This is a genomic window from Pseudarthrobacter sp. MDT1-22, from assembly GCF_054511035.1.
Genome location: NZ_JBTNDK010000004.1, coordinates 1 through 13008 on the forward strand (window position 1 = coordinate 1; position 13008 = coordinate 13008).

The following is a 13008-nucleotide window of genomic DNA, read 5'->3' on the forward strand; positions in this document are numbered from 1 at the left end:
CGCCGAAGCCCACGCCCTGACCACGGCCCTGCCGCTGACATTCTCCGCGCTGCAGGCAGGGACGATTTCGTGGCAGCACGCCCGGATCATGGTCGACGAAACCACCAACCTCGACAGGCCGGGCGCGGCGGCGTTGGAGGCACATTTCCTGGACCCTCACGTGGTGAATCCGGCACGTGGCCGCGCCGGTGAGCTCATCCCCGGAAGGTTCCGGCACAAGGCCCGCACCTGGCGGGAACGCCACCACCCGGTCAGCATCGAAAAACGCCATATCAAGAGCGCAGCCGACCGACGCCTGGAATATGCCCCGGACCGCGACGGCATGGCCTGGCTCTCCGCCTACCTCCCTGCGGACACCGCCGCCGGGATCTGGAACCGCACCACCACAGTGGCCAGGGCGTTGCAGGGGCCTCATGAGGACCGGAACCTCAGCCAGCTCCGAGCAGACATCGCCGCCACCTGGCTTCTGACCAACAACAGTGCAGGCAGCGGAACCGGTGATGAAGGTAGGGAAAAGAGCGGCGGCGCGACCGGCGAAACGAGCCACGAAGAGACCGGGGGCATCGCCGTGAGCGGCGGTGTTCCATCCCCGCGGGCGCAGGTGTTGATCACGGTCCCGGTCATGGCGCTGCTGGGCCAGACCGACGAACCCGCCATGCTCGACGGATACGGGCCGATCCCGCCATCCATGGCCCGCCACCTGATCGCCGACGGTGCCGAATCCTTCCACCGCGTCCTGATCGATCCCCGCGACGGCGCACCCCTGGAAATCGGCAGAACCAGCTACCGGCTCACAAAAGCCCAACGCCAATGGCTACGACTACGCGACGGAAAATGCCCCTTCCCAGGCTGCAGCAACCAGTCCCTCGACAACGAAGCGGACCACCTCCTCGCCTGGGCCCACGGCGGCACCACCGGCATCCCAAATCTCGGCCAACCCTGCCACAAACACCACAGACTGGGACACACCACCGGTTGGAAACCCACCACCGCCACCAAGAATGAACCACCCGGCTGGATATCACCGTCCGGACGGCACTACCAAAGCGAACACCCCGACTGGGAACCACCCCACTGGCCAGCCAACATCCCCATGCCCGGCGCCGGCACCAGCACCGGTTCGGTCTTGGACGCGGACCTGGACTTGGAACTCGACCTGGACCTGGACCTGGGCATACCACCGGCACGGAGCTGAACTGCGTTTCGGTTACTGGGCCGTTCCCATCGCCAGGGCCAACAACGTCGCACGGCTATGGACGCCGCATGTCTCGAAAATCTGCTTGAACTGATCCTGGACGGTATGGGCCCCGATCCCCAAGGCGTCAGCCATGGCGTTGGTGTCGGCGCCGCTGGCGGCAAGCTCAAACAATTCCCGCTGGCGCGTTGTCAGCCCGAAGCTCCGGGCGAACATATCAAGCCTCGCCGCCGGAGGGCAGGCCTGGATGGTGACGGCCAATGGCGGAATGGCCGCCGTGCCGGTAGAGTCCATCCGGCTGGCCTGGAGGAGGGCCCACTGGCCTGACCCGATGTGCACACGGGCGGACGCAGGATGACGATCCACGCCCGCCTCACGCGCCAGCAGCTGGGCAGCGACGTTGAGGACCTCGGCCGGTACGCGTTGAAAGGGACGCGGGCCGGCCTGGAGCAGTCCAAGCCACTCCTCCACCGAAGCCGTTCCACCCACCACCGCCATATCCGCATCCAGAGTCAGCACAGCCTGCTGAGGCAAGTCCGGCCCAGGACGTTCGCCGACGGCTGACGCCCGCGTACGGACCACCTCGTGTCCTACGGGGTCGCGTCCGCCAGGCACCTCCAGGAGAAATTGCCGGGCTATCGAACGACGAAGGGCGGGCATGACCTCACGCGTCACGGCAGCGACGTATCCCACTTCGTCGGCGGTAAAGGGATTTTCCTTCGCCGTTCGCCAGAGGTCAATCCAACCCCAGCAACCGTGCTTGTCCGCCAGCACTGCGAACAGGACATCGGTCACTCCGTAGCGCTTCATCAGGCCATCCCATACCAGGCTCCGTGATGGATTGCCGGCAGTTTCGCGCAGCAGCGTCGTGACCGGCGACGGGCTGATCGCCAACTGCGTCCACCGACCTGCCTGCGTCAGATACTTGAGCCTGATCAGCAACGGCAGTTCGTCCGGGCACGGAATCCGGGCCATGGGCGACATGCCCGTCGCCGTCAGCGGATCTGAGAGCGGCCACACGAAAGCACTGAACGGAAGCACCCGGCCCAACTCAGCGAGCACGGCAGTGCGTAACGAGTGGTGATCCGGGGCGGAGTCGCCGATGAGCCGGATCCGTTCAAAGCTCCTGTTCCAGGGCCTGCCGGGGGTCATTCCCCCAGTATGCCCTCTGTGGACAGCGCCGGGTTTTCTACCAAGACCCCAGATTTCTGGGATACCGGCCACATCGGCCGGCAGTTAACGTGACAGTACGCGACGCAGCGGAACCGTGCGGCTGTCCCAGGACAGGAGCCATGGGTTGGACAGCACGGAGGCAAATAAGTGCGATCAACTAACACGATGAGCTAAGGAGAATTAGCAATGTACACACTGCAAATCGAACATGGCATTAAGGACTTTGGCATGTGGAAAGAAGCCTTCGACCGGGATCCAGTGGACCGCGCGGCCTCCGGAGTCGTCGGCCACCGGATTTCCCAGCCTGTGGATGATTCCCACTACGTGGTGGTGGAACTCGATTTCAACGAACCCGGCCAGGCTGAGCAATTGCCGGCGAACCTGAAAAGTAGGGTGTGGAATTCGTCTTCCGCAGCGCCAGCCTTGAACGGCGCTCCGCGGACAAGGATTCTGGAATCAGCCGGCTGACGGTCGGAATTCTGCAGGGGCCCCAAGTGTCCGTTCGCGCAGGGGTCGGGATGGGGTCAGACGCGGCGGCACTCGGAGTTCATGAACGGGACAAAGGCCTGGCCGTCGCCGAGGCGCAACTCGGCGGTGTGGATCAGCACGTCGTTGTCCACCCGGAAAGTATGGCGGGCAGTCCCCCGGTCACTGTGGCGCTCGACGCGCAGCACACCGTCCACCCACGTGCAGCGGGCCGGGGCTCCCGGCGGTAGGCCCATGCTGTCCACGTGGTACCAGAGGATGTCGTTGTGGTCACGGTCGACAGTAAAAACGCCGTGGCCTTCAAAGTGCGTGCCATCAGCTTCGGTGTGTCTGTAACTTTGCACGACTGCGTAGCCCCCGGCAGCCCTGGTGTAACTGATTTCCGCCGAGGCCGTGCGCTTGGGCCCCCAGGCCGACGCGTCCAGCCAGGTGGTGCCGCGCCAATGGCCCAGGAAGTTCTCCAGGACGGCGTGCACCGTGCCCGGCTGCGGAAAGTTCATAGGTTCATTATGGCGGGCGCAAGCCTGCCCGTCAGAGACCGAAGGTTTCGGTCTCCTCGAACGGGCCCACCACGGTGACAGTCCGCGGGGCGGCCGCCAGTTCCCTGGCAAGCTCCTGGACCTCCTGCGCAGTGACCGCCTTGATCTGGCGCAGGGTCTCGTCGATGTCCTGGTATTCACCGGACACGAGTTCAGCACGGCCCAGGCGGGACATGCGGGAACCCGTGTCCTCCAGTGCCAGGACAATTCCACCGCAGAGCTGGCCCACGGCCTTGCGCAGTTCGTCGTCGGAGATCCCGCCTTCGGCAAGCTTGTCCAGCTCCAGCCCCAGCAGGTCCAGTACCTGGCGGACCTTGGACGGAGTGCACCCTGCGTACATCCCGAAGTAGCCTGCATCCGCGTAGGAGGAGGCAAAGGAGTACGTGGAGTACACCAGGCCACGCTTCTCGCGGATCTCCTGGAACAGCCGCGAGGACATCCCGCCGCCCAGGACGGCGTTGAGGACGCTCATGACGTAGCGGCGTTCATCGGTGGCCACAATCGTCGGGCAGCCCATGATGATATTCGCCTGTTCCACCGCACGCTTGACCACATGCAGCCCGGCTGTGCCGGTGATGTCCGCCCGCTCGGTGGAGCGGCGATCCACCGGAGCGGCATCCGGCTCAAGTGACCACCCGGCAGTGTGGAGGGCGTCCACCACAAGGCTGCAGACGACGTCGTGCTCCAAGCCCCCGGCGGCGGTGATGACCAGCTCATCCGGGCGGTAGTAACGGCGGTAGTGCTCCCAGACGGACTCGCGGGCGACGGCGCGGATCGCGGCGGGCGTGCCGCCGATAGGGCGGCCCAGCGGGTGGGTGCCCAGGACGGCAGCCACAAAGTTTTCATGTGCAACGTCCGTGGGGTCGTCGCTGTCCATGGCGATTTCCTCCAGGATGACGTCGCGCTCCTGCTCCATCTCGGCCGGATCCAGGACGGCACCGGTGATCATGTCGGCAATGACGTCGATGGCCATGGGCAGGTCCGTGTCCAGCACGCGCGCGAAATAGCACGTGCTCTCCTTGGCCGTGGCTGCGTTGGACTCCCCGCCCACCTCGTCAAAGGCCGAGGCGATCTCCAGGGCAGTGCGGCGTTTGGTCCCCTTGAACAGCAGGTGCTCCAGGAAGTGCGTGGAGCCGTGCTGGCCCGGGGCTTCATCGCGTGACCCGACGCCCACCCAGAAACCGATGGTCGCCGAACGCTGGCCCGGCATCGCTTCGGTGAGCACCCGAACGCCGCCCGGCAGCACCGAACGCCGGACAACGGAGCCGCCGTCGGAGCCGTGGACCAGGGTGTCGCCGGGCTGGTTCTGCTCAAGCGGCAGGGGTACAACAGTCATTGAAGCCTTTCAGGAGCGGCAGCCGGATCTGGCTGCCATCGTAACAGCGGCGGGGCCGGTGGATCATCCACCGGCCCCGCCGATTCATGCTGTGTGGAGGAGGATGCTCCTCCACGTCAGTGGNAAGCGTCAACGCTCTCGGCGCCTTCTTCTTCAGCCACTACGGGGGACAGCGACAGCTTTCCACGGTCATCGATCTTGGTGATTTCCACCTGGATCTTCTGGCCGACGGAAACCACGTCATCAACGTTGTCCACGCGCTTGCCGTTGGCCAGCTTGCGCAGCTCGGAGATGTGCAGCAGGCCGTCCTTGCCCGGAGTCAGCGAAATGAAGGCACCGAAGGTGGTGGTCTTGACGACCGTACCCAGGTAGCGCTCGCCGATTTCCGGGATCTGCGGGTTGGCAATGGCGTTGATGGCGGAGCGTGCTGCGTCAGCAGACGGACCGTTGGTGGCGCCAATGTAGACCGTGCCGTCGTCCTCGATGGAGATGTCGGCGCCGGTGTCTTCCTGGATCTGGTTGATCATCTTGCCCTTGGGCCCAATGACCTCGCCGATCTTGTCAACCGGGATCTTGACCGCGATGACGCGCGGCGCGAACTCGGAGAGCTCATCCGGGGTGTCGATCGCGGAGTTCAGGACGTCCAGGATGTGCAGTCGGGCTTCGCGGGCCTGCTTCAGCGCTGCTGCCAGCACGGAAGCGGGGATGCCGTCGAGCTTCGTGTCCAGCTGGATGGCCGTAACGAATTCGGCGGTGCCGGCAACCTTGAAGTCCATGTCGCCGAAAGCATCTTCGGCGCCGAGGATATCGGTCAGGGCTGCGTAGCGGGTCTGGCCGTCAACCTGGTCGGAGACCAGGCCCATGGCGATACCTGCAACAGCTGCCTTCAGCGGCACACCTGCATTGAGCAGGGACAGCGTCGAAGCGCAGACGGAACCCATCGACGTCGAACCGTTGGAGCTGAGAGCCTCAGACACCTGGCGGATCGCGTAGGGGAATTCCTCGCGGGACGGCAGCACCGGCATAATGGCGCGCTCGGCGAGGGCGCCGTGTCCGATTTCGCGGCGCTTGGGCGAACCCACGCGGCCGGTCTCGCCGGTGGAGTACGGCGGGAAGTTGTAGTTGTGCATGTAGCGCTTGCGCGTGACGGGCGACAGCGAATCGATCTGCTGTTCCATCTTGAGCATGTTCAGCGTGGTGACACCCATGATCTGGGTTTCGCCGCGCTCGAAGATTGCCGAGCCGTGCACGCGGGGCAGAACCTCAACCTCGGCGGTGAGCTGGCGGATGTCCGTCAGGCCACGGCCGTCGATGCGGATCTGGTCCTTGAGGATACGCTGGCGCACAACCTGCTTGGTAACCGAGCGGAATGCTGCGGACAGCTCCTTGTCGCGGCCTTCGAACTGGCCGGCCAGGGAAGAAGTGACTTCGTCCTTGAGCGAATCCGTTGCAGCATCGCGTTCCTGCTTGTCAGCGATCTGGAAGATAGCGGCCAGCTTCTCAGCGGCAGCGGACTCAACAGCGGCGTAGACGTCATCCTGGTAGTCCAGGAAGACCGGGAACTCAACGGTGGGCTTGGCAGCGCGTGCAGCCAGGTCCGCCTGGGCGTCGCAGAGTGCCTTGATGAACGGCTTGGCAGCCTCGAGGCCCTCGGAGACAACCTCTTCGGTGGGAGCGGTGGCGCCCTGTTCCTTGATGAGGTTCCAGGAATTGTCGGTTGCTTCGGCTTCGACCATCATGATGGCGACGTCGTCACCGGCAACACGGCCGGCTACAACCATGTTGAACACAGAGTTCTCGAGCTGGGAGTGCTTGGGGAAAGCAACCCACTGTGAACCGTGCTCGTCAGCGACGAGGGCAACGCGGACGCCGCCGATCGGGCCGGAGAACGGCAGGCCCGAGAGCTGGGTGGACATGGAGGAGGCGTTGATGGCCACCACGTCGTAGAGCTCGTCGGGGTTGATGGCCAGGACGGTCACCACGATCTGGACCTCGTTGCGCAGGCCCTTGACGAAGGCCGGACGCAGCGGGCGGTCCATGAGGCGGCAGGCCAGGATGGCCTCGGTGGACGGGCGGCCTTCGCGGCGGAAGAACGAGCCCGGGATACGGCCGGCGGCGTACATGCGCTCTTCAACGTCAACCGTCAGCGGGAAGAAGTCGAAGCCTTCACGCGGGTGCTTGCCGGCGGTGGTGGCGGACAGCAGTGCGGTGTCTTCGTCGATGTACACCATGGCTGCGCCGGCTGCCTGCTTGGCAAGACGGCCGGTTTCAAAGCGGATTACACGCTTGCCAAAGCGGCCATTGTCAATGACTGCTTCTGAGAACTGGATTTCGGGACCCTCCAAGAGAGTCACCTCCGTTTCTTGTTTCACGGAGTCCAGCCGCATCAACCCAGGCCAGCATCTGTCTACTGGCCTGCACTGCACCCGGTCATCGATCGAGATCCACGGGCCGGGGGCTTCATTCTTCGAAGCCGTTCCCGGGGATCACTACCGAGGACCGCGAATGCGTGATGCGGTTGATCCTCCTGTTTAGTTTTTCTTCTGAAGAAGGCGGCCCTTTCCGTCACGGAAGGGGCCGCCCCTTAAAGCTGACTAGCGGCGCAGGCCGAGACGCTCGATGAGCGCACGGTAGCGGGTGATGTCAGTGTTCTTGAGGTAGGTGAGCATACGCTTGCGACGACCAACCATGGCCAGCAGACCGCGCTGGGTGTGGTAATCGTGCTTGTGCACCTTCATGTGCTCAGTCAGATCCTTGATCCGCTGAGTCAGGACTGCAACCTGGACCTCCGGTGAACCGGTGTCGCCCTCGGACGTTGCGAAATCCTGGATGATGGACTGCTTTACAGCGGCGTCAAGTGCCACAATAACTCCTATAGATGTGCCGTGAGGCCCGATTCAGTACTTCACTGCCGGGTCTGCCCGCGCGGGAATCCCCCGGAAACCAGGGAATTTCCACACATGGCAGGAACCAGCCGCCACGGACTGCAGCCGGATCCATCTGCTAGTTTACCGGCCCCGTCGCAATCTTGTCGAAACAGCCGCCGCCGTCAGCCGCGGCCGTCCCCAAAAGGCCGTCACCAAATGCCCGTGGCTCAGCGACGCAGCTGATCCCGGATGGCGGCCATCCCCCGGAACAGCTCCGCGAAGCTGGTGCTCAAGGGCGACAACCCCACGCGGATCCCGTGTGGTGCGCGGAAGTCCGGGATGACGTCCTGTTCCCACAGCGCCGCCGTCACGTTCCGGAACGCCGGATGATCCACGGTGATGTGGCTCCCGCGAAGCTCCGGCTCACGCGGCGACGCCAGCTCGACGCCCGCCGGTTCCAGCCATGCCTCAAACAGCTGAACGGCGAAGGCTGTGAGTTTCAGGGACTTCTCCCGGATGGCAGCCATGCCGGCCTCTTCGATGAGGTCCAGGGTGCCGCGCATGGCCAACATCCCGAAGATGGCCGGAGTGCCGCTGAGGAAACTCCGGATACCGGGCGCCGGCTCGTAGCCTGCGGCCATCTCGAACGCGTCCTTGCGTCCCATCCAGCCCCAGATCGGCTGTTTCAGACCGGGCAGGTGCCTGCGATTGACGTAGGCGAACGCCGGCGAGCCCGGTCCCCCGTTGAGGTATTTGTAGGTGCAGCCCGCGGCAAAATCCACGTTTGCCCCGTCCAGGTCCAGCTCCACGGATCCGGCGGAGTGGCACACGTCCCAGACCACCAGCGCCCCCGCGCTGTGTGCAACTTCCGTGATGCCCGGAAGGTCGGCCAGGAAGCCTGAGCGGTAGGCCACGTGGCTCAGAAGTACGACGGCGGTGGCCGGGCCGGTCGCGTCCCGCACCTGTTCGACGGTGACTCCGGACGCAGGATCGGCTTCGATCCACCGCAGGGTCAGGCCTTCCTCGCGGGCGATGCCCTCGACCAGGTAGCGGTCCGTGGGGAAGTTATCCGTGTCCAGGACGAACTCTGTGCGGGCGGGGTCAGCCACGGTGGCCAGCGCGGCGCGGATCAGTTTGTAGAGCACCACCGTGGTTGAGTCGGCGATGACGGTCTGGCCCCGGGCTGCGCCGAGGACAGCGCGGCCCAGCTGATCGCCGATGGTCTGGGGCAGGTCCAGCCATTCCTCATCCCAGCCACGGATGAGCCGGCCGCCCCAGCCTTCCCCGATAAAGGTGCTGATGTCCCGTTGTGTCCGCTTCAGCGGGCGGCCCAGGGAATTGCCGTCGAGGTAGGAAAGGTCCGTGTCCGTCCCGATGAAGAGGCCGCGGTAGCGCGCCAACGGGTCGCCTGCATCCAGTTGCGCGGCCTGCTCAAGGAGGTCGGCGGCGTCGTGGTTCTCCATGTTCGCGTCCATTGCGCTGCTCACTGGCCGATCTCCGTTCGTACGGCGAACAGTTCCGGGAAGAAGGTGAGCTCAAGGGCCTTTTGCAGGAAGGCAGCGCCGCTGGATCCCCCGGTTCCAGATTTCATCCCGATGGTCCGCTGGACGGTTCGCAGGTGCCGGAACCGCCAGAGCTGGAAATTATCCTCCAGGTCCACCAGTTCCTCGCACGCCTCGTACGCACCCCAGTTAGCGGCGGCGTTTTCGTAGATGTGCTTGAACAGCGGCACCAGCTCAGGGCAGAACTCGTGGGCACGGGTGACGTCCCGCTCCAGGACGGACTGTGGTACGTCGAAGCCCTGCCGGGCCAGGTAGGCCAGGAACTCGTCGTAGATGCTGGGCGCCTTAAGCACGTCCTCCAGCATGGCGTGCGCGTCCGGGTCAGATTCGAAGACCGGCAGCATTTTTCGGTTTTTGTTGCCGAGGATAAACTCCACGGCCCGGTATTGGCTGGACTGGAATCCGGAGGAGTTGCCCAGGAACCCGCGGAACTGGGAGTACTCCGTGGGCGTCAGCGTGGCCAGGACGGACCATTGCTCCGTCAGGGTTTTTTGGATGTGCTTGACCCGGGCGATGCCTTTGAGCGCGGAGCCGAGATCGTCTGCGCGCAGCCAGGCCGCGGCGCTGCGGAGCTCGTGCAGCACCAGCTTCAGCCACAGCTCGGTGGTCTGGTGCTGGATGATGAACAGCAGCTCGTCGTGGTGTTCGGGCGTGCTGACAGGTTGCTGTGCGCTGAGCAGGGTGGGCAGCTGGAGGTAGGACGCGTAGCTCATCCGGGAACTGAAATCGCGGACTATGCCTTTGTCCAGTTTGCGGGTGTTCTTCTCGACGGCCACGGTGCTGCCTCTCTGGGTGTTCGGTGCTGGTGGGACCGGGTCAGCGCCGCACCAGGAGATCGTGGGCCTGAATAACGTCCAGACGCATCTGGTCAACAAGCGCCTCCGGCCCACGGTATGCCACCATGCCGCGGAGCCGGGCCACAAATTCGACCACTACTGTCTGGCCGTACAGATCGAAATCCTCCACGGCCTCGTGCGGACGGTCAATCACATGGGCTTCGACCTGGCGGCTGACGCCGTCGAACGTGGGATTGGACCCCACCGAGATGGCCGCCGGCCAGCGAGTGCCCGCCTGGTCCACCAGCCAGCCGGCGTAGATGCCGTCCGCGGGGATGAACCCGGTGGCCTCGTGGGCAAGGTTAGCGGTGGGGAACCCGAGTACGCGGCCGCGGGCAGCACCGTGGACAACCTCCCCGCGCATGCGGTGCGGTCGTCCCAGCACCGCGGCGGCGGTGGCGACGTCGCCTTCCTGCAATGCTTCACGCACCCAGGTGGAGGAGCAGCGGCGGTCGGTGCCGTCGTCGTCATGCAGCGGGTAGCCTTCCGAACCGAACTCGCTGATGACCTGGACGTCGAAGTCGAACTTTTCGCCCAGTTGCTTCATGGTGTCAAGGTCACCGGAGTTGCCCCGGCCGAACCGGGAATCGTGACCGATCACCACGTGGCTGGCGTGCAGGCTGTCCACCAGGACCTGGCTCACAAATTCTTCAGGGGTGAGACTGGCCAGGTTCAGCGAGTACTTCATCACCAAAATTGCATCCAGGCCCAGCTCCCCCAATGCGACCAGTTTGTCCTGCAGGCCCATGATCATTTCAGGCGCGGACTCCGGGCGGTGGATCAAGGCCGGGTGCGGGTCAAAGGTGACGGCAACGGCCTTCGTCCCGTTGACGCGGGCCGAGCGGATTAGCTCGGAAAGCACTTGCTGGTGCCCGCGATGGACGCCGTCGAAGTTGCCGAAAGTGACAACGGAGGGACCAAAGTCCGCCGGGACCTCGGACGGATCGTTCCAGATGTAGACCATCACCCTCGCCTTTTACTGCCTAAAACTGACATCTCTCCGAACGCACCGGCGCCGGAACTCTCTAAGATTACCCGCATTCAGTACTGCTGCCGGACGGCGCCGGGCCAACTGGATGGCACACGAGGACATGTCCGGAGGCCCGACCGCGGCGGCCGATCGCTGGTGCTGTTTGCCGCTGGTGCGGTCTACTGCTGGTTCGGCCGGCGCCGGTACAGCCACACCAGACCCAGGACAGGCAGCAGCAGCGGAATGAACGCGTACCCCCGGCCAAAAAGGGACCAGACGGTCTCATGCGGGAACGCCACTGAATCAAACACGCTCAACGCCCCCACTACCAGCACGCCCACAAGTTCCACCAGGACGGCGGCCAGCGAGATCTTGAACCAGGTGCGGCCGGGCTTGGCCAGGGACACCGTTGCCACAACGTAGACCAGCGCCGCGAACGCGGAAAGCAGGTAGGCGAGCGGGGCTTCGGAGAACTTGGTAAGGATCTGGTAACCGGCGCGTGCGGTGGCCGAAATGGCAAACACTGCATAGACGGCGATGAGCAGGCGTCCGGGGCCGGTGTTCCGAGTGTCCTTGACGCCGGCCTTGGCGTCTGCCTTGGCACGGGCGGCTTCGGAACGAGGTGCTTTCACGTTGCGTACTTCTTCCATTTCAGTACCAGATCTGGTTCATGCGGGCGGCCATCACCAAGGCCGTGACACCGACGGCGGCGAGGACAAAGTTGCTCCAGCGGGTCCGTTCCAGGATGGACCAGTACACGGCTGCCGGCGGCAGGAGCATCGCCGTGGCCAGGTATCCCCAGAATTCCCAGGCTTCCCCGGCAATCGGTTCGCCCGCGATCACCCGCACGATCGAACCCACCAGGTAAACCAGCAGTGCCAGCTCGACGGCGGCAACGGACAGGATGGTGAGATCGTTGGGGGCTTTTTTCAGGATGCCGGCACCGAGGCAGATTCCGCTGGAGAGCAGGCCGACCACCAGGATGATGTAGAAATAGGCGTCCATGCCTAAGCGTCCCCGCCCGCAGCATCTTCAGGCACAACATTCTCGGGCGCAGCATTCCGGGCCGCAGTTTTTTCTGACGCACCGTTGCCAGGCGCGAATACCAGGACAGGCTTGGCAAAGTTTCCGGAGTCCGCCAGGAGCGCCACGAGGCTGCCGTCCGGCGCGAACGCTGCTGCCGGGTGCTCAGTGGTGGCAGCCGCGGGATCTCCTGCTTCCGCTCCCGCTGCGATCCGGCGTCCGAAGGAAATCTCTCTGGCCTCCTCCGCTGTGAGTTCGCGGTTAGGCATCAGTGCCCGGGCAGCCTGGGACATCTCCAGGACATTCAGCTCCTCGGCCAGCTGTTCCAACGTCCGGGCCTGGTCCAGCGAGTACGGGCCAACGTGGGTCCGGCGGAGGGCGGTCAGGTGGCCGCCCACTCCCAGCCCGTCGCCGAGGTCACGGGCGAGGGCGCGGATATAGGTACCGGATGAGCACTCAACGGTGACATCAATGTCCACGACGTCGCCGCCCGCTTCCCGGTTGATGGCGTGAACTTCGAAACGGTGGATGGTGACCGGGCGCGCCGCGAGCTTTACCTCTTCACCGGAGCGGACCCGGGCGTAGGCACGTTCTCCGTTGACTTTAATGGCGCTGACGCTGCTGGGCACCTGCTGGATTTCACCCGTGAGGGCGGCGACGCCGTCGTGAATTGCTTCATCGGCGACGGCGGCGGCACTGACGGCGGCAATCACGTCACCTTCGGCGTCGTCCGTGATAGTGGACTGGCCCAACCGGATGGTTGCCGTGTACGTCTTGGACGTGCCCACGATGTAGGTCAAGAGCCGGGTGGCCTTGTTGATGCCGACCACCAGGACGCCGGTAGCCATGGGATCAAGGGTGCCGGCGTGCCCCACTTTCCGGGTCCCGGCGAGACGCCGCATCCGACCAACCACATCATGGCTGGTCCATCCCTGCGGTTTGTCCACTATCACCAGTCCAGAAAGCACGCTTCCCAGTATATCGGCGCTGGCGACGGACCCCGCCCAGGTGCGCGGGTGGC

13 protein-coding genes are annotated in these 13008 nt (G+C 64.6%); 2 read left to right on the forward strand and 11 right to left on the reverse strand.

The genetic code is table 11. The features are described 5' to 3' along the window. A partial coding sequence (locus tag ACX80M_RS04625; RefSeq protein WP_459309086.1) for an HNH endonuclease signature motif containing protein occupies positions 1-1195 on the forward strand: 1195 nt, incomplete at its 5' end. A gap of 12 nt (positions 1196-1207) precedes the next feature. Here the strand turns inward: ACX80M_RS04625 and ACX80M_RS04630 are convergent. Continuing rightward, positions 1208-2347, reverse strand: coding sequence for a helix-turn-helix transcriptional regulator (locus tag ACX80M_RS04630; protein WP_252611178.1), 1140 nt, complete (start codon positions 2345-2347; stop codon positions 1208-1210). 207 nt (positions 2348-2554) lie between these two features. Here ACX80M_RS04630 and ACX80M_RS04635 point away from each other — a divergent pair, with 207 nt between their 5' ends. Then, on the forward strand, positions 2555-2836 hold the full coding sequence (locus tag ACX80M_RS04635; protein WP_252613663.1) for a hypothetical protein: 282 nt from the start codon (positions 2555-2557) through the stop codon (positions 2834-2836). A 56-nt stretch (positions 2837-2892) separates the two neighbouring features. Here the strand turns inward: ACX80M_RS04635 and ACX80M_RS04640 are convergent, their stop codons facing one another. From ACX80M_RS04640 to truB, 10 genes are all read right to left on the reverse strand, one after another. Further along, positions 2893-3354, reverse strand: coding sequence for a DUF1579 family protein (locus ACX80M_RS04640; RefSeq protein ID WP_252611174.1), 462 nt, complete (start codon positions 3352-3354; stop codon positions 2893-2895). 31 nt (positions 3355-3385) lie between these two features. Beyond that, positions 3386-4729 carry a M16 family metallopeptidase gene (locus ACX80M_RS04645; protein ID WP_252611172.1) on the reverse strand — a complete coding sequence of 448 codons (1344 nt, stop codon included), beginning with the start codon at positions 4727-4729 and terminating at the stop codon, positions 3386-3388. A 116-nt stretch (positions 4730-4845) separates the two neighbouring features. Then, positions 4846-7074: a polyribonucleotide nucleotidyltransferase gene (locus ACX80M_RS04650; protein ID WP_459309223.1), complete on the reverse strand. Its 2229-nt coding sequence runs from the start codon at positions 7072-7074 to the stop codon at positions 4846-4848. A gap of 249 nt (positions 7075-7323) precedes the next feature. Beyond that, entirely contained in the window at positions 7324-7593 is a 270-nt protein-coding gene (rpsO, locus tag ACX80M_RS04655; protein ID WP_056348417.1) for a 30S ribosomal protein S15, read from the reverse strand. 230 nt (positions 7594-7823) lie between these two features. Beyond that, positions 7824-9071 (reverse strand): kynureninase, encoded by a 1248-nt coding sequence (locus ACX80M_RS04660; RefSeq protein ID WP_374209891.1) that lies wholly within the window; start codon positions 9069-9071, stop codon positions 7824-7826. An 8-nt stretch (positions 9072-9079) separates the two neighbouring features. Beyond that, positions 9080-9934, reverse strand: a complete 855-nt coding sequence (gene kynA, locus ACX80M_RS04665) for a tryptophan 2,3-dioxygenase (protein ID WP_058929490.1) — start codon at positions 9932-9934, stop codon at positions 9080-9082. A gap of 40 nt (positions 9935-9974) precedes the next feature. After that, positions 9975-10958, reverse strand: coding sequence for a bifunctional riboflavin kinase/FAD synthetase (locus ACX80M_RS04670; RefSeq protein WP_459309090.1), 984 nt, complete (start codon positions 10956-10958; stop codon positions 9975-9977). A 185-nt stretch (positions 10959-11143) separates the two neighbouring features. Next, complete coding sequence (locus ACX80M_RS04675) at positions 11144-11614, reverse strand: hypothetical protein (RefSeq protein WP_248761779.1); 471 nt, start codon at positions 11612-11614, stop codon at positions 11144-11146. A 1-nt stretch (position 11615) separates the two neighbouring features. Then, the gene (locus ACX80M_RS04680) at positions 11616-11969 is read right to left on the reverse strand and encodes a hypothetical protein (protein ID WP_248761780.1); all 354 of its coding nucleotides are present in this window, start codon (positions 11967-11969) and stop codon (positions 11616-11618) included. Between the two features lie 2 nt (positions 11970-11971). Further along, positions 11972-12955 (reverse strand): tRNA pseudouridine(55) synthase TruB, encoded by a 984-nt coding sequence (truB, locus tag ACX80M_RS04685; RefSeq protein ID WP_252611168.1) that lies wholly within the window; start codon positions 12953-12955, stop codon positions 11972-11974. Between the last annotated feature and the right edge of the window lie 53 nt (positions 12956-13008).

Bases quoted from the DNA above. Each gene is read 5' to 3' on its own strand.
- ACX80M_RS04680 (WP_248761780.1), bottom strand. From the start codon at position 11,969: ATGGACGCCTATTTCTACATCATCCTGGTGGTCGGCCTGCTCTCCAGC.
- ACX80M_RS04630 (WP_252611178.1), bottom strand. From the start codon at position 2,347: ATGACCCCCGGCAGGCCCTGGAACAGGAGCTTTGAACGGATCCGGCTC.
- ACX80M_RS04645 (WP_252611172.1), bottom strand. From the start codon at position 4,729: ATGACTGTTGTACCCCTGCCGCTTGAGCAGAACCAGCCCGGCGACACC.
- ACX80M_RS04635 (WP_252613663.1), top strand. From the start codon at position 2,555: ATGTACACACTGCAAATCGAACATGGCATTAAGGACTTTGGCATGTGG.
- ACX80M_RS04675 (WP_248761779.1), bottom strand. From the start codon at position 11,614: ATGGAAGAAGTACGCAACGTGAAAGCACCTCGTTCCGAAGCCGCCCGT.
- ACX80M_RS04670 (WP_459309090.1), bottom strand. From the start codon at position 10,958: ATGGTCTACATCTGGAACGATCCGTCCGAGGTCCCGGCGGACTTTGGT.
- ACX80M_RS04660 (WP_374209891.1), bottom strand. From the start codon at position 9,071: ATGGACGCGAACATGGAGAACCACGACGCCGCCGACCTCCTTGAGCAG.
- ACX80M_RS04640 (WP_252611174.1), bottom strand. From the start codon at position 3,354: ATGAACTTTCCGCAGCCGGGCACGGTGCACGCCGTCCTGGAGAACTTC.